The organism is Streptomyces sp. B3I8, assembly GCF_030816915.1.
GTDB lineage: Bacteria > Actinomycetota > Actinomycetes > Streptomycetales > Streptomycetaceae > Streptomyces.
This window is the reverse complement of sequence record NZ_JAUSYN010000002.1, coordinates 1,461,951-1,482,921: the sequence shown is the minus strand read 5'-3', so window position 1 is coordinate 1,482,921 and position 20,971 is coordinate 1,461,951. Positions and strand designations below refer to the sequence as shown.

Sequence of the window (20,971 nt, the reverse complement as noted above, 5' to 3'; positions counted from 1 at the left end):
GGAGGCGGACCGTGACCACGACCGAGGCCAAGCCCGTGCGCACCGTCCATTACCCGGAGGGTTCCGACCACCATTCGGTGGGCGAACTCGTCGGCCAGGCGACCGAACAGCTCTCCCGGCTCGTACGTCAGGAAATGAGCCTCGCCAAGGAGGAACTCGCCGAGAAGGGACGCCGGGCCGGGCGCGGCGGCGGGCTGCTGGGCGGCGCGGGGGCCGTGGCCTACGTCGGGCTGATGGCGCTGGCTGCCACGGCCATCGCCGCGATCGCGGTGGCGCTGCCCGTATGGGCCGCGGCGCTGATCGTGACGGCGGGGCTGTTCCTGGTGGCGGGCGTGCTCGGGCTGATGGGGAGGGCGCAGTTGCGGCGGGCGACGCCGGCGAAGCCGCAGCAGACGCTCGACAGCGTCAAGGCCGACGTCGATGAGATCAAGGGGAGGGCGCACCGGTGAGCGGAGGGAACGACCACCGGGCGGAGACGGACGCAGGGCAACTGGCCGGGTCCGTACCGGCGTCCGGACGGAGCGCGACGGGGGCCAAGGGACCCGACGAACTGCGGCTGCAGATCGAGGAGACGCGGGGGAAGTTGGGCGACACGGTGGAGGAGCTCGCCGGGAAGGTGGACGTGAAGGGGCGGGCGCGGGCGCGGGCGGAGGATCTGCGGGACCGGGCGGGAGCGGTGACGGTGCAGTTGCGGAGTACGGCGGCGCGGGTGGGGGAGCGGCAGCGGGTGCCGTTGGTTGTTGCGGGAGTGGGGGCCGGGGCGGTTGTGGCGGCAGGGGTGTGGTGGGGGCGGCGCGGGGGGCGGTGACGGTTCCCTCCGGAGGCGGGGGTGTTTTTCCCGCCCCCCGCCTCCCTTACCCTTCCCACCCGTGACCTGGGGGCTCCGCCCCAGGCCCCCTGAGGGAGAACCGGGGCGCTCCGGGTCACAGGTGGAGGCGGGTCACCTGGGGGTCGTGGTCGCTGATCTGGGTGGGGAACTCGGCGTTGATGTGGACGCTGTCGTAGGTGTACGTGCCGGGGTGGCGGAGGGACGGGCTGAGCAGGATCTGGTCCAGAACCTGACTGTTGCCCTGGTAGTCGTACGTGTACCGCTCGCTCTTCGGCAGCGACTTGATCGCCGACCACAGGGCGCCGTCGTCCTCCAGGAGCCGGGCCGTGCCGGAGAACTCGAAGTCGTTGATGTCGCCTAGGGCGATCACCCTCGCGTTCTTCTGGGCCTTGAGGATGTCCTTGACGAAGGCGTTCACCTCCGTCGCCTGGGCGTGCCGCTGGGTCTCCGAGCCGCGCACCGGCGGCTGGTACTGGGCCGTCAGGCCCTGGTCGCCGCCCTTCGAGGCGAAGTGGTTGGCGATCACGAAGACCGTCTTCCCGCGGAAGACGAACTCGCCCGCCAGCGGCTTGCGGCTGTTCTCCCACGCCGCGCTCGCCGGGTCGATCCGCCCCGGGGACGCCGTCAGGCGGGCCTTGCCCCGCGCCTTCTCCACGCCGACGGCCGTCGTGGACGTCCCCCCGGCGCGGTCGGTGAACGACACCCGCGCGGGGTTGAACAGGAACGCCTGGCGGATGTTGCCGCCGGGCTCGCCGCCGTCCTGGTCGTCGACCGGGGCGATGCCACGCCACTCGTAGTGCGGGCCGCCCGCCGCGACGATCGCGTCGATCAGCTTGCCGAGCGTCCGGTCGGCGGCGACCGTGCCGTCGTCCGTGGCGCCGCTGTTGTCCTGGATCTCCTCCAGGGACACGATGTCGGGCGAGTCGAGGTTGTGCACGATCGCGGCGGCGTGGGCGGCGAACGTGTCGTCGGACGGGTCGAGGTTCTCGACGTTGTAGGTGGCCACCGCGAGTTCGCGGCTGCTCTGCCGGTGTGTCGTCTCCTGCTGCAGGCCGCCCTTGCGCAGGCTGCCGAGCTCGCTCGCGACCAGCGTGTAGCCGCCGAACTGGTTGTAGTCCAGCGGCCCGGCGGTGGTGCCGGCGAGGGTGTCGCCGACGGTCGCGGACGGGAAGTCGGCGGTGGGGCCCAGGGACTGGATCTGCAGCCGGCCGGTGTTCTGGGAGGTGTAGGAGCCGTACACCGTGCCGCCGCGCCGGGTCGGGTTCTCGTGCGGCTTCACGGTGACCCACAGCTCGGTGTACGGGTCGGTGCCCGTCACCACGCGGGCGTCGGCGACCCGCACGGTCATGCCCTCCAGGGACTCGTAGTAGTCCAGGGCGTACGTCTTGGGCCGCAGCGTCAGCCCGTTGACCGAGTTCTTCGCGGCGGCGTCGCCCGCCGGGGTGTACGCGTCCGGCACCGAGCGGGCGTCGACCGTGGTCGGCGCCGGGAGCGGGTTGCCGGTGGAGGTGGTGGTGATCACCGGCTTGGTGATCTCGGTGACCGACTGGTTGCCGCTCGACGTGCCGCCGGGCACGTATTCCGAGACGGTGCCCGTCACGGTCACCGCGTCGCCGGCCGAGACCTTCGGCGCGGAGCTGGTGAAGACGAACACGCCCTCGCTGGTGGCCGGATCGGCGTCCGGCGCCGGGTCCTGCATCCAGAAGCCCTTCGACGACCCGTAGCCGCGCACGCCGGTGACGATTCCGGCCACGTCGGTGACCTGCCGGCCGGCGTACGGGGAGATGCGGGTGGTGCCCTGGACGTCATGGACGCGCACACCGTCGGCGTGCGCCGGCGCGGTGAGGACCACGCCGGAGACCGTGGAGCAGACGGCGGCGACGGTGAGCGCGGCGAGACGCGCGGATGACTTGCTCGGCAAGGGGATCCCTCCGGGTACCGCTGGACTGGGACGTGCTCGGCCGCCCCCGGGTCAGGCCGGCCGGGACGTGGCCGGACGACCGCGAGACCCGGTCGGTGACGAGCGATCGGTTGACGGCGTGTGCTCGACGGACGACTGTCCGTCGGTTTCTACGCGCGTCAATCTCCTGCCATATCCCGCCGGTTGTCAAGGTTTCGGCCATGTACGCAGCTCGTCCGGAAGATGAACCGGGCGGCATGGGTGGAAATCCGTCTAGGCTGAGCGGTCGGGCCGTACGCGCGTCACACAGCCGTACGGCACCACGCGGGACCGCTCACAGGCGCACGAGGAGAACCAGCCGATGTCAGACAGCTCCCCCCTGCCGCCGGTCCGGCTGCGCCCCGAAGCGGAGCTCGCGCGGGACGCGCTCGCCACCCCGCTGCTGTCGCGCGCCGCCCGGCTGGCCCGCTGGGCCGGGCCGGACACCCGCGTCGACGCCGACGGCGATCTGGTCGAGGGGCAACTGCCCGCGGCGGCCGAGGCGCTGGGGCTCGGCGGGGACGGGGGCGACGAGACGGCCAGGGCCGCCGAGGCCGCCGAGGCCGCCGAGGACGCCGAGGACGCCGAGAGGCTCGTCGACGAGGCCTGGCAGGTGGCCGTCAACACCGGGCTCGTCACCGTCACCGACGAGGAACAGGGCACCGTCGAGGCGGGGGACGCGCTGCGACTGCTCACCTCGGGCTCGCCGCACGACGTACTGGACGTGTGGCTCGGCGCGCTGGAGACCGTACTGGCAGAGGCGAGCATGCCGGATCCGGGCGACATGGACGCCCTGTCGGAGGAGGCGGACGAGGACGGCGAGATCGACCCCTCCTCGTTCGACTGGGACCCGGAGGCCGAGGCCGCGTTCCTCGACGGGGTGCTCGGCAACCTCTACCTGTTCACCGTCGACGAGGACGGCCCCGGCGAGGGGCCCGTGCCGCTGCCCGCGCTCGCCGCGTCGATGATCGTGCCCGACGGCATGGGCGAGCCCACCAACGACATGCTCGAACAGATCTCCGAGGCGCTGATGCGGCTCGACGACCAGTTCCGGCTGCTGGAGCCGGTCGGGCTGGTCGAGTTCCGGCCGGTCGACGAGGAGTTGCTGACGGAGACGGACGAGGGCGAGAGCTCCGGAGCGACCGCGGGCGGCGCCGGCGGGGCAGCCGAGGTCGACGAGGCCGACGTCAGCCGGTACGGCATGGTGCGGCTGACCCCGCTCGGACTGTACGGACTGCGCATCCGGCTGCTGGAGGCGGGGTTCGAGGCCCCTGTGGTGGGCGAACTCGCCGACAAGGGCGCCGACGCGCTCCTCGACGGCACCGCCGGGTTCCCGCCGAATGCCGCCCTCGCCGAGACCGGACAGTGGCTCGCCCGGCGCGAACCGCTCGCGGCGGCACGGGAGTTGCTGAGCGCCGCCCGGGGCACGGACGCGGGCGGGCCGCTGCGCCGGCTGCACTGCCAGCAGGCGCTGTCGCTGGTGGGCCAGGCGGCGGAGCCCGCGTTGCGCGAGGTGCTGGACGACGCGGAGCTCGGCGGACTGGCGCGGGTGTGGCTCGCGGAGCGGGGGGCGGCGGACGTGCCCGCGCCGCCGGAGTCGATGGTGTTCTGGCTGACCATCGACACGGTGGCGGCGCAGCTCGCGGCCGAGGGGAACTCGTCGGAGCTGCGCGAGCTGGTGGAGGGGCTGGCGGCGGGGCACAGCGGGTTCTTCGAGGCGGCGTGGCGGGTGGAGCATCCGGCGACGGCCGAGGTGCTGGAGGCGATGGGGCGGCTGCACCCGGACAAGAGGGTGGCGAAGGAAGCGCGGAAGGCGGCGTTCAAGGCGCGGTCGCAGCGGGGGGAGTGAGCGGGAGGCACCGCCGGTTCGGGGGTGTGCCGCTTCGGGGGTGCCGGGACGCGGGATTCGCCCCCGCAGCCCTTGCCCTCCCGTCCTTTCGAGAGGCTTCGCCCCTTGGGCCCCGGCACGGGGCTTCGCCCGTTTCGCGCGGTTCCCCGCGCCCCTCCGCAGCGGCCTGCTTCTTGTGGTTCACGGAAGCGTGACGGGCCGTGCCATCTTGAGTTGGGCTGCTGTTCACACGGAGGCGGCACCGTGGCGCCGCAAACGCGGTACGCCACCCTCCACGGTCGCCCATTCCGTCACAGGAGTCAGCATGTCGCTCACCCGTAGGGACTTCGCCGGACGAACCGCGCTCACCGGGGCCGGAGTCGTCCTGGCCGGCAGTGTCGGCGCTCTCGCCACCGCTCCGCAGGCGCTCGCCTCGACCGACCACCACAGCCCGGACGACCACCACCACGGAGGCGTCGGCTACGGTCCGCTGATCGCCGATCCCCAGGGCGTTCTGGCGCTGCCCGCCGGGTTCTCCTACCGCGTCATCACCTACAGCGGCCGCACCAAGCTGGAGTCGGGCGAGTACACGCCCTCCAACCACGACGGCACGTCCACCTTCGACGGCCCCCGCGGCGCCACCCTCCTCGTCAACAACCACGAGCTGAAGGGCCCGCGCGCCGACTGGGAGCACCCCGTGCCGCTCACCGAGGGCCTGGTGTACGACCCGGCCGCGTCCGGCGGCTGCACCGTCGTCGAGGTGCGCCACGACCACGTCGCCGAATGGGTCGGCATCGCCGGCACCTCCACCAACTGCGCCGGCGGCAACACCCCCTGGGACACCTGGCTCACCTGCGAGGAGACCGAGGACAAGGCCGGCCAGAACGGCATGACCAAGGACCACGGCTACGTCTTCGAGGTCGACCCCGCCGACCGCCGGGCCAACCGGGACCCGAAGCCGATCAAGGCGCTGGGCCGGTACGCGCACGAGGCCGTCGTCGTCGACCCCAAGCGCGGCCACCTGTACCTCACCGAGGACGCCTCCGGTCCCAACGGCCTGTTCTACCGCTGGACCCCGCCCCACGGCTTCCGCCACGGCCGCGGCCGGCTGCGCACCCTCGGCGACGACGCCGGCGTGCTCCAGGCCTTCAAGTGCTTCGACTCCGGCGGCCGGTTCGTCGACGACCTCTCCCGCGCCAAGCGCACCGGCACGGTGTACGGCGTCGACTGGGTCGACGTCCCCGACCGCGACGCCACGTCCACCTCCGTCCGCAAGCAGTTCACCGACGGCCAGGTCACCCGCGCCCGCAAGCTGGAGGGCATGTGGTGGGCGGACGGCGGCGCCTACGTCGTCTCCTCCTTCGCGCGCGCGGAGAGCCCCGTCCAGCACGACGGCCAGGTCTGGTTCTACGACCCCCGGCGCCGCACCCTCACCCTGAAGGTGCTCATCGGTGTCAACCCCGACCCCGCCGCCGACGGCGCCTTCGACGGCCCCGACAACATCACCGTCTCCCCGTACGGCGGCCTCGTCATCGCCGAGGACGGCGAGGGCGTGCAGCACCTGTTCGGGGCGACGGACAGCGGGCGCACGTACCCCATCGCCCGCAACGAGCTCAACATCGGTACGGAGGAGGAGCCGGAGTACAGCGAGTTCACCGGCGTCACCTTCTCGCCCGACGGCCACACCCTCTACGCCAACATCCAGACCCCGGGCATCATGCTCGCCATCACCGGTCCCTGGAAGCGGCAGCGGCGGTAACCCCCGGACCCGGACCGGCGGGCCGGGCGCGCCCCTCGGGGCGGGCCCGGCGCCCGGTGCGGCCCGCGTTACAGCGACTGCGCGGCCGGCTTCACCATGCCGCGGACGGTGCGGGACTTGGCGAAGTCGCCCATCGCCGTCATGTCCCACTCGCCGGAGAACTGCCGGACCAGCTTGGCCATCATCACGCCGGTCTGCGCCTCGGCGTTGGTGAGGTCGAAGCGGACCAGCTCCTCGCCCGTCGCGGCGTCCAGGAGGCGGCAGTACGCTTTGGCGACCTCCGTGAACTTCTGGCCCGAGAAGGAGTTGACGGTGAAGACCAGGCCCGAGACCTCCTGCGGGATGCGGCCGAGGTCGACCACGATCACCTCGTCGTCACCGCCGCCCTCGCCGGTGAGGTTGTCGCCGGAGTGCTTGACGGCGCCGTTCAGGATCGACAGCTTGCCGAAGTAGCAGCTGTCGATGTGGTTGCGCTGGGGGCCGTAGGCGATGACCGAGGCGTCCAGGTCGATGTCCTTGCCGCGGTAGGCCGGCTCCCAGCCGAGGCCCATCTTGACCTGGGAGAGCAGTGGGCGGCCGCCCTTGACGAGGGACACCGTCTGGTTCTTCTGCAGGCTGACCCGGCCCTTGTCCAGGTTGACCTTGCCGGAACCGGGGGCGGGGGATTGTGCGGCGGGGGCGGCCTGCGGGGGTGCGGTGGGCGGAGCCATCGGCTGCGGCGGGGCCGTCGGCTGCGGCGGGGTGACCGGCCGGGGCTGTGCGGCCGGTGCCGGTTCCTCCACCGAGACGCCGAAGTCCGTGGCGATGCCGGCCAGCCCATTGGCGTAGCCCTGGCCGACGGCGCGGGCCTTCCAGGCGCCGTTGCGCAGGTAGATCTCCATGACCACCAGGGCCGTCTCGGCGCCGAGCCGCGGGGGTGTGAACGTGGCGAGGACGGAGCCGTCGGCCGCGTTGCGGAGGGTGGCGGTGGGTTCGATGCCCTGGAAGGTCTGGCCGGCTGCGTCGGGGCTGGCGGTGACGACGATCTTCTCGATGCCCGGGGGGACGGCGGTGGTGTCGACGGCGATGGCGTCGGGGGCGGTACCGCCGCCGGAGCGGTAGGTCACGCCGGGGCCGGTGGGCTGGTTGTAGAAGATGAAGTCGTCGTCGGTGCGGACCTTGCCGTCGGGGGTGAGCAGCAGGCCCGATACGTCGAGTCGTACGGGGGCCGCGACATCCACCGTCACGTGGGTGACGGTGAGAGGGATGTTCGAGCCGGGGGTCATAGCTGTCATGTGGGGTGTAACGAGCGGGGTGGCTTTACCGTTCCCTTACCCGAGGTGGGGGTGGGTGCGGGGGTGGGGCTTCTCGCGCAGTTCCCCGCGCCCCTGACGGGCGCGGGGACTGCTCGCGCCCGCAGGGCGGTGACCGCACAGGGTTACCGCCCCGTCTTCCAGGGGCGCGGGGCCGTGTCGATATGCGGCTGCGCCGCGTGGGCGCGGTCGGCCACGACGGACCGGCACCCGCCCACTCGACCCCGCCCACCCGAGTTCTCCCGCGGGCCCGGCCCGGGGGCGGAGCCCCGGGCCAGGGACGGGACGGGCGGGGCGGCGGGGCGAGGGAAAGCTACGGGACCACCACGATCTTCCGGCCGACGCCTGCCGCGAACTGTTCCAGTGCCTTCGGGTAGTCCGTCAGCGGGAGCCGGTCGCTGATGAAGATCTCCGGGTTCAGCACGCCGCCGGCGAACAGCTCCGCCGCCCGCTCGTAACTGTGCAGCACCGCCATCGAGCCGGTGATGGTGATCTCCTGGTTGTAGATCCGGTACGGATCGATCTCCACCCGCGTGGCGTAGTCCGCGACCCCGAACTGGAGGAACGTCCCCGCCTTCGCGACCCTCCCCAGCCCGTCCTGGATCGCCGCCGCGTTCCCCGTCGCGTCGACCACCAGCTCCCAGCCCCGCGGCCGGTCCAGCTCGTCCGCGTTGCCGGCCGTCCCCGACACCCCCAGCCGCCGCGCCGTCTCCAGCCGCGCCGGGTTGATGTCGACGATGTCCACGCTCGCCGCCCCCGTCCGCTTGGCCAGCTCCAGCATCATCAGGCCCATCGTCCCGGACCCGTAGATCAGGACGTGTGCGCCGAGCTGCGACTTCAGGACGTCGTAGCCGCGCACCGCGCAGGAGAGCGGCTCGATGAGCGCCGCGTCCTGCGTGCGGACGTGCTCGGGGAGCTTGACGCAGTTCGCCACCGGCGCCACCGCGTACTGCGCGGCGCCGCCCGCCGTCGTCACACCGATCGCGGCCCACCGCTCGCACATGTTGTTGTGCCCGCTGCGGCAGTAGTGGCACTCGTAGCAGTAGAGGGAGGGGTCCACCGCCACCCGGTCGCCGACCGAGACCTCGGTGACCTGGGCGCCGACCCCGACCACCTCGCCCGCGAACTCGTGCCCGGGCACGATCGGCAGCTTCGGCGCGAACTCGCCCTGGAGGATGTGCAGATCGGTGCCGCACAGTCCGCACGCGGCCACCTCGACGACGACCTCGCGCGGGCCCGGCGTCGGATCCGGCACCTCGGTGACGACGGCGCGGCCCACGGACTCGATGACGGCGGCCTTCATTTCACTGCTCCCAACGACAGGCCCTGGACCAGCTTGTCCTGGGCGGCGAACCCCGCGGCGAGCACCGGCAGGGAGACGACGAGCGACGCGGCGCACACCTTGGCCAGGAACAGGCCCTGGCTGGTGATGAAGCCGGTCAGGAAGACGGGCGCGGTCTCGGCGGCCACACCCGTCAGCACCCGCGCAAACAGCAGTTCGTTCCAGCTGAAGATGAAGCAGATCAGGGAGGTGGCGGCGATGCCCGGCAGCGCGATCGGGGCCACCACGCGGGTGAGGACTGTCGGCAGCCGCGCCCCGTCCACCCGGGCCGCCTCGATCACCGCGACCGGCACCTCGGCGAGGAAGGACTGCATCATCCACACCGCGATCGGCAGGTTCATGGAGGTGTAGAGGATGACGAGCAGCCAGATGTTGTCGAGCATGCCGACGTTCTTGGCGAAGAGGTAGATCGGCAGCAGACCCGCCACCGCCGGCAGCATCTTCGTCGACAGGAAGAAGAACAGCACGTCGGTCCACTTGCGTACCCGGTTGATGGAGAGCGCGTAGGCCGCCGGGAAGGACAGGATCAGGACGAGGAGCGTCGACGCGATCGACGCCACCGCCGAGTTGATCAGCGCGGGCCAGGGGCTGGCCCCGCCGCCGACGCCGAAGAAGTCCCGGTAGCCGTCGAGGGTGAGCGCGGCCGCGAAGGACGGCGGGTTGGTCGCGGCGTCGGCCTCCGAGTGGAAGGAGGTCAGCGCCATCCAGGCGATGGGCAGGAAGAACAGCACTCCCAGCACCCAGGCCAGCAGACCCAGGCCGGCCCCCCGGGTCCGTCCGGGGCGCTTGGCGCCGCCGGTCTCGCCGGCGGTCCGGGACGGTCGTACGCGACTTGCGGTGGCGCTCATGCGCGGGACACCTCCTCGCGGAACAGGGACGACACCACGCGCAGCGCGAAGGTGGCGATGATCAGGGAGCCGATGACCACCAGGACGCCGGCCGCCGAGGCGAGGCCGTTCTCGTGCGCCTGGTAGAAGCTCTGGTAGACGGTGTACGGCAGGTTGGCGGTGCCCAGGCCGCCGGACGTGATGGTGAAGACCGCGTCGAAGTTCTGCACGATGTAGATCGAGCCGAGCAGGGCGCCCAGTTCGAGGTAGCGGCGCAGGTGCGGCAGTGTCAGATGGACGAAGATCTGCCAGCCGCTCGCGCCGTCCACCTTGGCCGCCTCGATCTGCTGGTGGTCGCGGCTCTGCAGGCCGGCCAGCAGGATCAGCATCATGAAGGGCGTCCACTGCCACACCAGCGAGGCCTCGACGGCGAGCAGCGGCGTGTTGGAGATCCAGTCCGGCTGCGGACCGCCCACGTAGTGCAGCAGCCCGTTGAGCAGGCCGTACTCGGGGTTGTAGAGCACGTGCTTCCACAGCAGCGCCGCCGCGACGGGGACCACCAGGAAGGGGGCGATCAGCAGCGTGCGCACCACGCCCCGGCCGGGGAACTTCCGGTCCAGCAGCAGGGCGAGCGCGAGGCCGAGGACCAGGCTGACCAGGACGACGGCGACGGTCAGCAGGATCGTCGTCCACACCGAGTGCCGCAGGTCGGCGTCGGTGAGGACCTGCTGGTAGTTGTCGACGCCGGTGAACTTGCGGGCCTTGGGGTAGAGCGCGTTCCAGTCGAAGAAGGAGATCACCAGCGTGGCCACGAACGGGAGCTGGGTCACGGCGATCATGAAGATCAGGGCGGGCAGCAGCGGTGCCCGGGTGGCCCAGGCGCGCAGCCGCGCGGAGGGCTGTTTCACGTTGTGCGCGGGGGAGGCGGCCACGGGGGCCGCGGTGGTGGCGGTCATCGTCCCTCGTACTCCTCGGAGATCTGCTCGGCGAGCTTCTGGGACTTCTTCAGGGCCGACTCGACGGACTGGCGTCCGGCGATGGCCGCGCTGATCTCCTGCGAGACCTTGGTGCCGAGATCGGTGAACTCGGGAATGCCGACGAACTGGATGCCGGGCGCGGGCCGCGGCTGGACGCCGGGGTCATTGGGGCGGGCGTTCTCGATGGCCTCGCGGGTCATTTCCTGGAAGGCGCCCGCCTCCGCGCGGTAGTCGGGGTTCTCGTACGTCGACGCGCGCTTGCCGGCCGGCACGTTGGACCAGCCGCTGGTGTCACCGACGAGCTGCTCGTACTCCTTGCTGGAGGCCCACGAGACGAACTTCCACGCCTTGTCGGTGTTGCGGGAGGCCTTCTGCATGCCCCAGGCCCAGGTGTAGAGCCAGCCCGAGGACCCGGTCTTCTCGACCGGCGCCGGCGCGTAGCCGATCTTGCCCTTGACCGGGGACTTGTCCGCCTCCAGGGAACCGGCCGCGGAGGTGGCGTCGTACCACATGGCGACCTTGCCCTGGGTGAGGTTGTTCAGGCACTCGGCGAAGCCGGACTGCGGGGCGCCGGACTCGCCGTGGGCGCGTACGAGGTCGACGTAGAACTTTGTCGCCTTCTCGAAGGCGGGGTCGGTGAGCCGGGCCTTCCAGTCCTTGTCGAACCAGGTGCCGCCGAAGGTGTTCACCACCGTCGTCAGCGGCGCCATGATCTCGCCCCAGCCGGGCAGTCCGCGCAGGCAGATGCCCTTCATCCCGGACCTCGCGCCGTCCGCCTTCGCGGCGAGGTCCGCCACCTGGTCCCAGGTGGGGTGCGCGGGCATCTTCAGGCCCTTCGCCGCGAACACGTCCTTGCGGTACATGAGGAACGACGACTCGCCGTAGAAGGGCTGGCCGTAGAGCTTGCCGTCGTCGCCGGTGAGCGACTGGCGCATCGGCTTGAGGACGTCCTTCTCGTCGTACGACGGGTCCTTGGCCACGTACGAGTTCATCTCGTGCAGCCAGCCGTTGCGGGCGTAGATCGGTATCTCGTAGTTGGAGAGGGTCGCCACGTCGTACTGGCCGGCCTGGTTGGCGAAGTCCTGGCTGATCTTGTCGCGGACGTCGTTCTCCGGCAGCACGGTGAAGTTCACCTTGATGCCGGTCTCCTTGGTGAAGTGGGCGGCGGTCAGCTTCTGCAACTCCACCATCTGGGGGTTGTTGACCATCAGGACGTTGACGGAGTCACCGCCGGAACCGGATCCGCCCGCTCCGACCCAGCAGCCGGAGAGCAGCGGTGCGAGCAGCGTTCCCGCGGCGGCCATGGCGAGCGTGACTCGCGGCCTCCGTCGGCTCTGGGTGCGCATGGATCGCTCCTGGAGGAGGGGGATGAGGGAAGGGGTGCGTAGGGGCATAGGTCGCATTTGGGGCGTACAGGGGTTGTCTGGTGCTCGAGGCGGACGTGGACGGGGACGTACGGGGAGTGGGCTCAGACGCGGATGACCTGCGGGCCCAGCAGGGAATACCGGTGGGCCTCGGAGGCCGGCAGCAGGGTGCTCGTGACGATCGCCTCCAGCGCGCCGACCTCCGCGAAGCGGCAGAAGCTCACCGCGCCGAACTTGGTGTGCACGCCGGTGAACACCGTGCGCCGGGAGGCGCGGATCGCCTGGGTCTTGACCTCGCTGACAGCCGGATCGGGGGTGGTGAGTCCGTACTCGCGGGAGATGCCGTTGGCACCGATGTAGGCCAGGTCGATGACGAATCCGGCCAGCATCTTCGTCGTCCAGTGGTCCACGGTGGCGAGCGTGCCGGGACGCACCCGGCCGCCGAGGAGCAGGACGCTGATGTTCCCCGCGTCGGCCAGGACGCCGGCCGTAGCCAGGGAGGCGGTGACCACGGTGAGCGGGCGGTCGCGGGGCAGCGCCTCGGCGATGAGCTGCGGGGTGAACCCCTCGTCGACGAAGACGGTCTCCGCGTCGCCGAGCAGTTCCGCGGCGGCCGAAGCGATCCGGCGCTTCTCGGGGACGTGGCTGGTGGCACGGAAGGCGAGCGTCGTCTCGAAGCCGGCGCTCTCCACGGGGTAGGCGCCGCCGTGGGTGCGGCGGACCAGACCGTGGTCCTCCAGCGCGCGCAGGTCGCGGCGGACGGTCTCCTTGGCGACGCCCAGCCGGGTGGCGAGGGCGGCGACGTCCACGGAGCCGGTGCGGCGGGCGACCGTCACGATCTCGCGCTGCCGCTCCTCGGCCGATCGTGTCGTCATAGCTGGTCAACCTGCCCTTTCACCGGTGCCGGGTGGCTCGGTTCCGCTGTGGCACTCCTGTGCCCGTTCGGGCCCTGCGGGGCCTTGGGGAGAGTTCTACAGCGGGGGCGCGGTGCTGACCAGGTCTGTTGCCGGTCCGAGTGGGTCCGTTTGTGCCCGCTTCGGGGGCCGGGTGGTCGGCGACGACCTGCGGGGCGGGGGCGGGAGAAGTGGGAACGGGCAGCGGGTGTGCCCGGTTCGCGGGGGCAGGGAGTCCGTTTCGCGCCCGAGGGGGTGGTGAGGGGGCGCGTACGGAGCACTCAGGGGCGCGTCGGCGTGGCGGCGCGCCCGGGGCAGGCGGCAACACCCGGGGAGGGCGGGGCCGCCTGCGGGCGCGGCTCAGTGGGCCCAGAGCGGGGGGTCGGTCAGGAAGCGGCCGCCGACGTGGGTGTGGGCGGGGTTGTCGGGGGAGAGCTCGCCGTGCTCGGCCAGCAGCGCCGGGGCGAACCTCTCGGAGTCGTCGCGCGGTGCGTAGCCCAGCGCCCGCGCGCTGCCCAGGTCCCACCACAGGCGCGTGTTGGCCGAGGAGCCGTAGACCACCGTGTGCCCCACGCCCTCGGCCGTCAGCGCCGCGTGGAAGAGGCGCGCGCCGTCCTCGGGGCTCAGCCAGAGGGACAGCATGCGCACGTCCGACGGCTCCCGGAAGCAGGAGCCGATGCGCACGGAGACGGTCTCCACCCCGTGTTTGTCCCAGTAGAGCTGCGCGAGGTCCTCGCCGAAGGCCTTGGACAGTCCGTAGAAGGTGTCGGGGCGACGCGGCGTGCCCACCGGGACCAGCGGCTCCCCGTCCCTCGGCGCCGGCGTGTACCCGACCGCGTGATTGGAGGAGGCGAACACGACGCGCCCCACGCCCTCCTCCCGCACCGCCTCGTACAGGTGGTACGTGCCCTCGATGTTGGCCGCCAGGATCTTCTCGAAGGTGGACTCCACGGAGATTCCCGCGAGGTGCAGCACGGCGTCGACACCGCGCACCGCTTCCCGCACGGCCTCCCGGTCGGCGAGATCGGCGACGATCGCGTCCGGTTCGCCCTCGATCGGGCGGACGTCGAACAGCCTCAGCGCGTAGCCGTGACCGGGCAGCAACTCCCGCATCAGTGTGCCGAGCCCGCCGGCGGCGCCGGTGAGCAGAACGGTGCGGGGAGCGGGCATCCTCGGTCTCCTTGGGCTGGCCGGGTCGCGCATGCGGACGCGTCGGAGGACGTGCGCATTATTCACATGCGTGGACACGCTACGAAGGGACGATCTCCCCCGTCAAGGGTCGCCCGCCGCGCTGACCACCCCGGCCGACGCCGGCTGTCGGCGCAGCAGGATCCACCCCCACTTGACCACCCCTGAGCAGGGGCCTAGCGTGAGGCCGTTCATGCATATGTACTTCAATCAGAGACATGGAAGGCGTACGGGTGTGCGCCGCTGGAGGGCAACGGTGAAGGCGTCGGCATTCGTCAACCCCTGGGACGTCAACGGGGACCCGCACGCGCCCGGACGCCTCGCCGCGCTCGGGGTGCGCCGGGCGACCCTGGCCTCCGCGTACCACTCGACGCGCGCGCTCACGCCGCGCCACCCCCGCCACCGGGTCGTCACCGCCGAACACGCCGCCGTGCTGTACCCGGTGGGGGAGCGCTGGCGGGGCCGCGTGCTGCGGCCGTACGCCGCCGGTGACTGGGCACCCGGCGATGCCTTCGGCGAGGCCGCGGCGGCGCTGACGGAGGCCGGTCTCGAGGTGCATACCTGGGTGGTGCTCGCGCACAACTCCCGGCTCGGCGCGGACCATCCGCACACGTCGGTCGTCAACGCGTACGGCGACCGCTACCCGTGGGCACCGTGCATCGCGCAGCCCGCCACCCGCGCGTACCTCGTGGACCTCGCGGCGGAGGCGGCCGTACGGCCCGGGGCGGCCGGGACGGAGCTGGAGTCGCTCGGCTGGTACGGGCTCGCGCATCTGCACGCCCACGACAAGACGGGCGGCATCGGGCTCGGCGACGCCGGCCAGTACCTGATGTCGCTGTGCTTCTGCGCCACGTGCCGGACGGGATACGGCCGGACGGGATACGTCACGGACGCGGACGAACTGGCGGCGGCCGTACGGGACGCGCTGGAGCCGGTGTGGCGGGGGGCGCCCTCCGGCGGGGGCTGGCCGGCGGTGGAGGAACTGCTCGGCGCGGAGCGGGCGGCGGCCACGCGCGCGTGGCGGGAGCCGGTGGCCCGCTCCCTGCAGGAGGAGGCGGTCGCGGCGGTACGGGCGGCGGCGCCGGACGGCTTCCGGGTGCTGCTGCACGCGGACCCGGTCTGGTACCACGTGGGCGCGAACGCCGGAGTCGACCCGGGCCACGTCCTCGAAGCGGCGGACGGGGTGGTCGTCCCGTGCACCGGTGGTCCGGAACCGCTGACGCCCTTCGCGGAGCAGGGTGCGCGGGGCGCGGTGCTGGCGGCGAACCTGACGGTGGTGTCCGGGATGGGCGGCAGCCCGGGGACACTCGCGCAGGACGCCCGGCGGGCGGCGGACCTGGGCGCGACGGAACTGCGGCTCTACCACGCGGGACTGGCGTCGGACCAGGACCTCGTGGCGGTGCGACGGGGGCTGGCGGAACTCGGCTGAGGGGGCCGGGGGCGGCCCCGTCGGCGTCCGGCGGGGAGTGGCGGGACGGGTTCCGGCGGCACCGATGAGTTTCGCGGGCCGGGGCGGTCCCTCCTTCGAGGGCGCGTTCCGCGCCCCTGACGCTCCGAGGAGGAGACACGCATGGATGCCACCACCGTCGACCTGGGCCCGCAGACCGTGATCATCGCGCGACTCGCGGAGGGCGTGGCCGACGAACGGCTCGACGGTCCGACGCCCTGCCCCGAGTACTCGGTGGGGGGCATGCTGGGCCATCTCCTCGGGCTTTCCGTCGCCTTCCGCGAGGCCGGACGCAAGCGGCTCGGTGCCATGACGGACAGCGCCCCGGACCCGGCCGCCTCGCGGCTTCCGTCCGGCTGGCGGGCGGAGTTGCCGAAGGCGCTGGACGAACTGGCCGCCGTGTGGCGGGAGCCGGAGGCGTGGAGCGGCATGACACGGGCGGGTGGAGTGGACCTGCCGGGGGCGGTCGCGGGGGCCGTGGTGGCGGACGAACTGGTGATTCACGGCTGGGACCTGGCGCGGGCCACGGGGCAGGAGTACGAGCCCGACGAGGCGGCGCTGCGGGCGGCGTACGGGCTGCTCGCGGGCGCGGCGGAGAAGGCGGGCGAGGGGCGCGGGATGTTCGGGCACGTCGTCGCGGTGCCGGAGGGAGCGCCCCTGCTCGACCGGGCGGTCGGCCTGAGTGGCCGTATGCCGGACTGGCGCCCGTAGCGACGGCAGTCGGGACCGGCGCCCGTAGCCGCCGTGTCCCGGACCGGCGCCCGTAGCCGTGGGGTCCGATTTTCCGCTGTTCAGGTATCGATAGGGCAACGGGCCTCGCGCTCGGCGGGGTGACGCGCGTAGAAACCTGTCATGAATAAGCCACTCCGCACCACGGCCGTCGCCGCCGCCTGTACCGTCGCCGCCGCCGCGCTCTACGGTGCCGGTGCCGCCACCGCCGGGCAGTCCACGGCCGATTCCACCCACGAGCCGTACAACATCGGGCTGCTGACCAAGGACATCGACACCTACTACGGCACCGCGCTCGACGCCGACCGCGTCTACCAGGCGTCCCCGGACAGCCCCTACGCCAAGGACCTCGCCCGCGTCGACGCCCAGGCGAAGCGGTACCTGGACAAGGTGGCCCGCGGGGCGAAGCACGGGCGCGTGAAGCCGGCCGTCGTCTTCGACATCGACGACACGCTGCTGCTCAGCCTCGACTACGAGAAGAAGAACAACTACGGCTACAACAGCGCCACCTGGGCCGAGTACGTCAACCGGGCCGACCGACCGGAGGTCTTCGGCAGCCCCGCCCTCGTGCGGTACGCCGAGAAGAAGGGCGTCGAGGTCTTCTACAACTCGGGCCTGAACGAGGCGCAGCGCACCGCCGCCGTCGACAACCTGAAGAAGGTCGGCGCCGACGTCAACCTGGACGCCGCCCACATGTTCCTCAAGGACGTGGCCAACCCGCCGGCGTACCTGCGCGGTTGTGCCACCCCGGGCGCGTGGAAGTGCACCACAGTCGAGTACAAGTCCGGCACCCGCAAGCACATCGAGTCCCTCGGGTACGACGTCGTCGCCAACTTCGGCGACCAGTACTCCGACCTGGAGGGCGGTTACGCCGACAAGAAGTACAAGCTGCCGAACCCGACGTACTTCGTGCAGTAGAGGTGCGGTTGACGTGCGGTAGAGGGGAATCCCGGGGCATGACGTGACGACGGCCCTCACCGTCCGCACGCCTGCGCGGTGGTGAAAGCCGTCGCCGGGTCCGGTACCGGCCCATGGAGCGGCAACCGGATCCGGCTTCGGGTGGCTTGACGGCAGGAGCAGGGGATCAGAGGCGGCGCGTGGCCAGGGTCAGCCGGTCGCGCGCGTCGAACAGCGCGTCCTGCACCAGTTGTTCGTGCGCCGGCGTCAGCCGCGCCACCGGCACCGAGCAGCTGATCGCGTCCCGGGCGGGCGTGCGGTACGGGATCGCCACACCGAAGCAGCGCAGCCCCAGTGTGTTCTCCTCACGGTCGACGGAGATGCCCTGCTCGCGGATCTGGTGCAGCTCCTCGATGAGCTTCTCCCGGTCCGTGATCGTGTGCTCGGTCAGCGCCGGCAGCGTCTCGGGAAGCAGCCCCCGCACCTGCTCGTCGCTGTACGTGGACAGCAGCGCCTTGCCGAGCGAGGTGGAGTGCGCGGGCAGCCGACGGCCGACCCGGGTGAAGGGACGCAGGTAGTGCTGCGACTGGCGGGTGGCGAGGTAGACCACGTTGGTGCCGTCGAGCCGGGCCAGGTGGATGGTCTCCGTGGTGTCGTCCGAGAGCCGGTCCAGGGTCGGGCGGGCCAGCGCCACCACCTCGTCGCCGTCGATGTACGACGTACCGACCAGCAGTGCCCGTACGCCGATGCCGTACCGCGTGCCGGTCGCGTCGGTCTCCACCCAGCCGAGGTCCACCAGGGTGCGCAGCAGCATGTAGAGGCTGGACTTGGGGTATCCGACCGCCTCCTGCACGGCGGCCAGGGAGTGCATGCCGGGCCGTCCGGCGAAGTATTCGAGCAGCTCAACCGTCCGTACCGCGGACTTGACCTGTGCCCCGCCGCCCGTCTCGCCTGCCGACATCGCCCTTGACCCCTTCGTTGGACGCGAAATAGTCTCACACAGCGTATTCACCATCAGAGACGGCGTTCAGTATATCGAACGAGAAAAAGAGGGACCCGCGGTGGCAGCAGCACCAGTCTGGAGTGTCGACCCCCGTACCGGGAAGCAGCGCGAGCAGGTTGCGGTGGAGGCCACGGCCCAGGAGGTGGACGCCGCCGTCCGCGCCGCGCACGAGGCGCGCGGCGCCCTGGCCGACCGCGCCGTGCGCGCGGCGTTCCTGCGGAGCGCCGCCCAGCGGCTGGAGGACGCCAAGGACACGCTCATCGAGGTCGCCGACGCCGAGAGCGCGCTCGGCCCGGTCCGGCTCACCGGCGAGCTCGCCCGGACCTGCTTCCAGCTCCGGGCCTTCGCCGGCATCGTCGACGAGGGCGCCTTCCTCGACGTGGTGATCAACCACCCCGACGACACGACCGTGCCGCCCACCCCCGACCTGCGCCGCTACAAGCTGCCGCTCGGAGTCGTCGCCGTCTACTCGGCGTCCAACTTCCCCTTCGCGTTCTCCGTCGCCGGCGGCGACACGGCGAGCGCGCTCGCGGCCGGCTGCCCCGTGGTGGTCAAGTCCCACCCCGACCACCCGGCCCTGTCCGAGCTGGTCGCCAAGGTGCTGCGCCGCGCCGCCGCCGAGCACGGCATCCCCGAGGGCGTGCTCGGCCTGGTGCACGGCTTCGAGGCCGGCGTCGAGCTCGTCAAGCACCCGCTGGTCGCCGCCGCCGGATTCACCGGCTCCGTACGCGGCGGCCGGGCCCTCTTCGACGCGGCGGCCGCCCGCCCCGTGCCGATCCCGTTCCACGGCGAGCTCGGCTCCCTCAACCCCGTCGTCGTCACCGAGGCGGCGGCCGAGGAGCGGGCCGAGGCGATCGGCACCGGGCTGGCCGGCTCGATGACGATGGGCGTCGGCCAGTTCTGCACCAAGCCGGGCTTCGTCCTCGCCCCCGCCGGCGAGGCGGGCGACCGGCTGCTGAAGTCGCTCATCGACGGCGTCAGCGACACCGACGCCGGGGTGCTCCTCGACCACCGGATGCGGGACCACTTCCTCGCCGGGATCGAGGAGCGCACGCGACTGGCCGACGTGGAGAGCCCGGTGACGCCGGGCGCGGGCGGCGAGCACACGGTCAGCGCCGGGTTCCTCACCGTCCCGGCGAGCCGGCTGGCCGCCGAGGGCGCCTACGACGTGCTGATCGAGGAGTGCTTCGGACCGGTGACGGTCGTCGCCCGCTACGAAAGCGCCGACGAGGTCACCGCGGTCCTCTCCCGCCTCCCGGGCAACCTCACCGCCACGCTGCACCTGTCCGAGGCGGAGGGCGCCGGCGAGGGCCGGGGCGCCGAGCTCCTCGCGGAGCTGACGCCGCTGGCGGGGCGCGTGCTGGTCGACGGCTGGCCGACGGGGGTGGCCGTCGCGCCCTCGCAGCACCACGGCGGGCCGTACCCGGCGACGACGTCGACGTCCACGTCGGTGGGCGGCACGGCGATCGAACGGTGGCTGCGGCCGGTGGCGTACCAGGGGGTGCCGGAGGCGCTGCTGCCGGTGGAGCTGCGGGACGCGAACGAGGCGGGGGTGCCGCGGCGGTTCAACGGGCGGCTGGAGCGGTGACGTGACGCTCCGCTGAGGGTGCGTGTGGGGGTGCGGGGCCCGGGGCCCCGTGCCCCCTTTCGCATGGGGGCCATTGACCGCGGGTTGTTCGGCGGGTGCGGGTCGGAAGTGGCTGGTCGCGCGGTTCCCCGCGCCCCTCGAGGGTGCGCCTCCTCGCGGGGCGCCCCTCGCGGGCCGGGGAATGCCGGTGCGCTGTTGAAGGTTCACGTACCGTTCGGGACGACTCGTCTCCGCGAGGAGTGGTCCCGTGGTCCCGTTTCCGTACCGGTGTGAGCAGGGGAGAGAGCCGAGCATGCGTGTCGAGATCTGGAGCGATGTCGCCTGTCCGTGGTGCTACGTGGGCAAGGCCAGGTTCGAGAAGGCGCTCGCCGGGTTTCCGCAGCGGGAGCGGGTGGAGGTCGTGCACCGGTCCTTCGAGCTGGACCCCGGCCGGGCCAGGGGAGACGTCGAGCCCGTGCTGACCATGCTCACCCGCAAGTACGGGATGAGCGAGGCGCAGGCCCAGGCCGGTGAGGACAACCTGGGCGCGCAGGCCGCCGCCGAGGGGCTCGCGTACCGCACCCGGGACCGCGACAACGGCGGCACCTTCGACATGCACCGCCTCCTCCACCTCGCCAAGGAGCACGGCAGGCAGGCCGAGCTGCTGCGGATCCTGTACCGGGCCAACTTCGCCGAGGAGCGCTCGGTGTTCTCCGAGGGCGACGACCGGCTGGTCGAGCTGGCGGTCGAGGCCGGCCTCGACGAGACGGTCGTACGGGCGGTCCTCGCCGACCCGGACGCGTACGCCGACGCCGTGCGCGCCGACGAGCGCGAGGCGGCCGAGCTCGGCGCGAACGGCGTGCCCTTCTTCGTCCTGGACCGCAAGTACGGCGTCTCCGGCGCCCAGCCCGCCGAGGTCTTCACCCGCGCCCTCACCCAGGCGTGGGAGGCGCACACCCCCCTGCGGCTGCTCGACGGCGACGGCGACGGTGCCGACGCCTGTGGCCCGGACGGGTGCGCGGTGCCGCGGAACTGACGAACCGCAGGTCGAACGCGTCGCATAAGCGTTTCTTGGGGCAACCACGCAGAA

At 72.2% G+C, this 20,971-nt stretch carries 18 protein-coding genes; 9 read left to right on the top strand and 9 right to left on the bottom strand.

The genetic code is table 11. The annotated features are described in order from the left end of the window. Positions 1-11: 11 nt before the first annotated feature. Together QFZ64_RS08880 and QFZ64_RS08875 are read left to right on the top strand one after the other, a co-directional pair. A complete protein-coding gene (locus tag QFZ64_RS08880) occupies positions 12-449 on the top strand; it encodes a phage holin family protein (protein WP_307064107.1) in 438 nt (145 codons plus the stop codon). A gap of 41 nt (positions 450-490) precedes the next feature. Then, positions 491-808 (top strand): DUF3618 domain-containing protein, encoded by a 318-nt coding sequence (locus QFZ64_RS08875; protein ID WP_307071621.1) that lies wholly within the window; start codon positions 491-493, stop codon positions 806-808. A gap of 115 nt (positions 809-923) precedes the next feature. Here QFZ64_RS08875 and QFZ64_RS08870 read toward each other — a convergent pair whose 3' ends face one another. Further along, positions 924-2,750 carry an endonuclease/exonuclease/phosphatase family protein gene (locus tag QFZ64_RS08870; protein WP_307064105.1) on the bottom strand — a complete coding sequence of 609 codons (1,827 nt, stop codon included), beginning with the start codon at positions 2,748-2,750 and terminating at the stop codon, positions 924-926. Positions 2,751-3,090: 340 nt separating this feature from the next. On the opposite strand from QFZ64_RS08870, the gene QFZ64_RS08865 reads away from it, so the two are divergent. Beyond that, positions 3,091-4,617, top strand: a complete 1,527-nt coding sequence (locus QFZ64_RS08865) for a hypothetical protein (RefSeq protein WP_307064103.1) — start codon at positions 3,091-3,093, stop codon at positions 4,615-4,617. 304 nt (positions 4,618-4,921) lie between these two features. Then, positions 4,922-6,355, top strand: coding sequence for an alkaline phosphatase PhoX (locus QFZ64_RS08860; RefSeq protein ID WP_307064101.1), 1,434 nt, complete (start codon positions 4,922-4,924; stop codon positions 6,353-6,355). Between the two features lie 68 nt (positions 6,356-6,423). On the opposite strand, the gene QFZ64_RS08855 is transcribed toward QFZ64_RS08860, so the two are convergent. The 7 genes from QFZ64_RS08855 to QFZ64_RS08825 all read right to left on the bottom strand — a co-directional run bounded on the left by QFZ64_RS08855 (position 6,424) and on the right by QFZ64_RS08825 (position 14,220). Further along, positions 6,424-7,620 (bottom strand): TerD family protein, encoded by a 1,197-nt coding sequence (locus tag QFZ64_RS08855; protein ID WP_307071620.1) that lies wholly within the window; start codon positions 7,618-7,620, stop codon positions 6,424-6,426. Between the two features lie 340 nt (positions 7,621-7,960). After that, the gene (locus tag QFZ64_RS08850; protein WP_307064099.1) at positions 7,961-8,950 is read right to left on the bottom strand and encodes a zinc-dependent alcohol dehydrogenase family protein; all 990 of its coding nucleotides are present in this window, start codon (positions 8,948-8,950) and stop codon (positions 7,961-7,963) included. After that, the gene (locus tag QFZ64_RS08845) at positions 8,947-9,837 is read right to left on the bottom strand and encodes a carbohydrate ABC transporter permease (protein ID WP_307064097.1); all 891 of its coding nucleotides are present in this window, start codon (positions 9,835-9,837) and stop codon (positions 8,947-8,949) included. Before QFZ64_RS08845 ends, QFZ64_RS08850 begins: the two co-directional genes overlap by 4 nt. After that, positions 9,834-10,772 (bottom strand): carbohydrate ABC transporter permease, encoded by a 939-nt coding sequence (locus tag QFZ64_RS08840; protein ID WP_307064095.1) that lies wholly within the window; start codon positions 10,770-10,772, stop codon positions 9,834-9,836. The genes QFZ64_RS08845 and QFZ64_RS08840 overlap by 4 nt, the downstream gene beginning before the upstream one ends. Further along, on the bottom strand, positions 10,769-12,139 hold the full coding sequence (locus tag QFZ64_RS08835) for a sugar ABC transporter substrate-binding protein (protein ID WP_307064093.1): 1,371 nt from the start codon (positions 12,137-12,139) through the stop codon (positions 10,769-10,771). The genes QFZ64_RS08840 and QFZ64_RS08835 overlap by 4 nt, the downstream gene beginning before the upstream one ends. A gap of 122 nt (positions 12,140-12,261) precedes the next feature. Beyond that, positions 12,262-13,032 (bottom strand): DeoR/GlpR family DNA-binding transcription regulator, encoded by a 771-nt coding sequence (locus QFZ64_RS08830; protein ID WP_307064092.1) that lies wholly within the window; start codon positions 13,030-13,032, stop codon positions 12,262-12,264. A gap of 378 nt (positions 13,033-13,410) precedes the next feature. Continuing rightward, entirely contained in the window at positions 13,411-14,220 is an 810-nt protein-coding gene (locus QFZ64_RS08825; protein WP_307064090.1) for an NAD(P)-dependent oxidoreductase, read from the bottom strand. A 274-nt stretch (positions 14,221-14,494) separates the two neighbouring features. Here QFZ64_RS08825 and QFZ64_RS08820 point away from each other — a divergent pair, with 274 nt between their 5' ends. The 3 genes from QFZ64_RS08820 (at position 14,495) to QFZ64_RS08810 (ending at position 17,332) form a co-directional block, all read left to right on the top strand. Next, positions 14,495-15,667 carry a hypothetical protein gene (locus tag QFZ64_RS08820; RefSeq protein ID WP_307064088.1) on the top strand — a complete coding sequence of 391 codons (1,173 nt, stop codon included), beginning with the start codon at positions 14,495-14,497 and terminating at the stop codon, positions 15,665-15,667. A 141-nt stretch (positions 15,668-15,808) separates the two neighbouring features. Further along, positions 15,809-16,396, top strand: a complete 588-nt coding sequence (locus QFZ64_RS08815; protein WP_307064086.1) for a TIGR03086 family metal-binding protein — start codon at positions 15,809-15,811, stop codon at positions 16,394-16,396. Positions 16,397-16,537: 141 nt separating this feature from the next. Next, the gene (locus QFZ64_RS08810) at positions 16,538-17,332 is read left to right on the top strand and encodes an HAD family acid phosphatase (protein ID WP_307064084.1); all 795 of its coding nucleotides are present in this window, start codon (positions 16,538-16,540) and stop codon (positions 17,330-17,332) included. A gap of 166 nt (positions 17,333-17,498) precedes the next feature. Here the strand turns inward: QFZ64_RS08810 and QFZ64_RS08805 are convergent, their stop codons facing one another. Continuing rightward, complete coding sequence (locus tag QFZ64_RS08805; protein ID WP_307064082.1) at positions 17,499-18,272, bottom strand: IclR family transcriptional regulator; 774 nt, start codon at positions 18,270-18,272, stop codon at positions 17,499-17,501. Positions 18,273-18,372: 100 nt separating this feature from the next. Here QFZ64_RS08805 and QFZ64_RS08800 point away from each other — a divergent pair, with 100 nt between their 5' ends. Together QFZ64_RS08800 and QFZ64_RS08795 are read left to right on the top strand one after the other, a co-directional pair. After that, positions 18,373-19,902, top strand: a complete 1,530-nt coding sequence (locus QFZ64_RS08800) for an aldehyde dehydrogenase (NADP(+)) (protein ID WP_307064080.1) — start codon at positions 18,373-18,375, stop codon at positions 19,900-19,902. A gap of 292 nt (positions 19,903-20,194) precedes the next feature. Continuing rightward, positions 20,195-20,917 (top strand): DsbA family oxidoreductase, encoded by a 723-nt coding sequence (locus tag QFZ64_RS08795; protein WP_307064078.1) that lies wholly within the window; start codon positions 20,195-20,197, stop codon positions 20,915-20,917. The last annotated feature ends 54 nt before the right edge of the window (positions 20,918-20,971 follow it).

Excerpts from the sequence above, each read along its gene's own strand:
- QFZ64_RS08850 (WP_307064099.1), bottom strand. The coding sequence starts at position 8,950 with ATGAAGGCCGCCGTCATCGAGTCCGTGGGCCGCGCCGTCGTCACCGAG.
- QFZ64_RS08835 (WP_307064093.1), bottom strand. The coding sequence starts at position 12,139 with ATGCGCACCCAGAGCCGACGGAGGCCGCGAGTCACGCTCGCCATGGCC.
- QFZ64_RS08805 (WP_307064082.1), bottom strand. The coding sequence starts at position 18,272 with ATGTCGGCAGGCGAGACGGGCGGCGGGGCACAGGTCAAGTCCGCGGTA.
- QFZ64_RS08855 (WP_307071620.1), bottom strand. The coding sequence starts at position 7,620 with ATGACCCCCGGCTCGAACATCCCTCTCACCGTCACCCACGTGACGGTG.
- QFZ64_RS08810 (WP_307064084.1), top strand. The coding sequence starts at position 16,538 with ATGAATAAGCCACTCCGCACCACGGCCGTCGCCGCCGCCTGTACCGTC.
- QFZ64_RS08860 (WP_307064101.1), top strand. The coding sequence starts at position 4,922 with ATGTCGCTCACCCGTAGGGACTTCGCCGGACGAACCGCGCTCACCGGG.
- QFZ64_RS08845 (WP_307064097.1), bottom strand. The coding sequence starts at position 9,837 with ATGAGCGCCACCGCAAGTCGCGTACGACCGTCCCGGACCGCCGGCGAG.
- QFZ64_RS08840 (WP_307064095.1), bottom strand. The coding sequence starts at position 10,772 with ATGACCGCCACCACCGCGGCCCCCGTGGCCGCCTCCCCCGCGCACAAC.
- QFZ64_RS08830 (WP_307064092.1), bottom strand. The coding sequence starts at position 13,032 with ATGACGACACGATCGGCCGAGGAGCGGCAGCGCGAGATCGTGACGGTC.
- QFZ64_RS08825 (WP_307064090.1), bottom strand. The coding sequence starts at position 14,220 with ATGCCCGCTCCCCGCACCGTTCTGCTCACCGGCGCCGCCGGCGGGCTC.
- QFZ64_RS08865 (WP_307064103.1), top strand. The coding sequence starts at position 3,091 with ATGTCAGACAGCTCCCCCCTGCCGCCGGTCCGGCTGCGCCCCGAAGCG.
- QFZ64_RS08795 (WP_307064078.1), top strand. The coding sequence starts at position 20,195 with ATGCGTGTCGAGATCTGGAGCGATGTCGCCTGTCCGTGGTGCTACGTG.
- QFZ64_RS08815 (WP_307064086.1), top strand. The coding sequence starts at position 15,809 with ATGGATGCCACCACCGTCGACCTGGGCCCGCAGACCGTGATCATCGCG.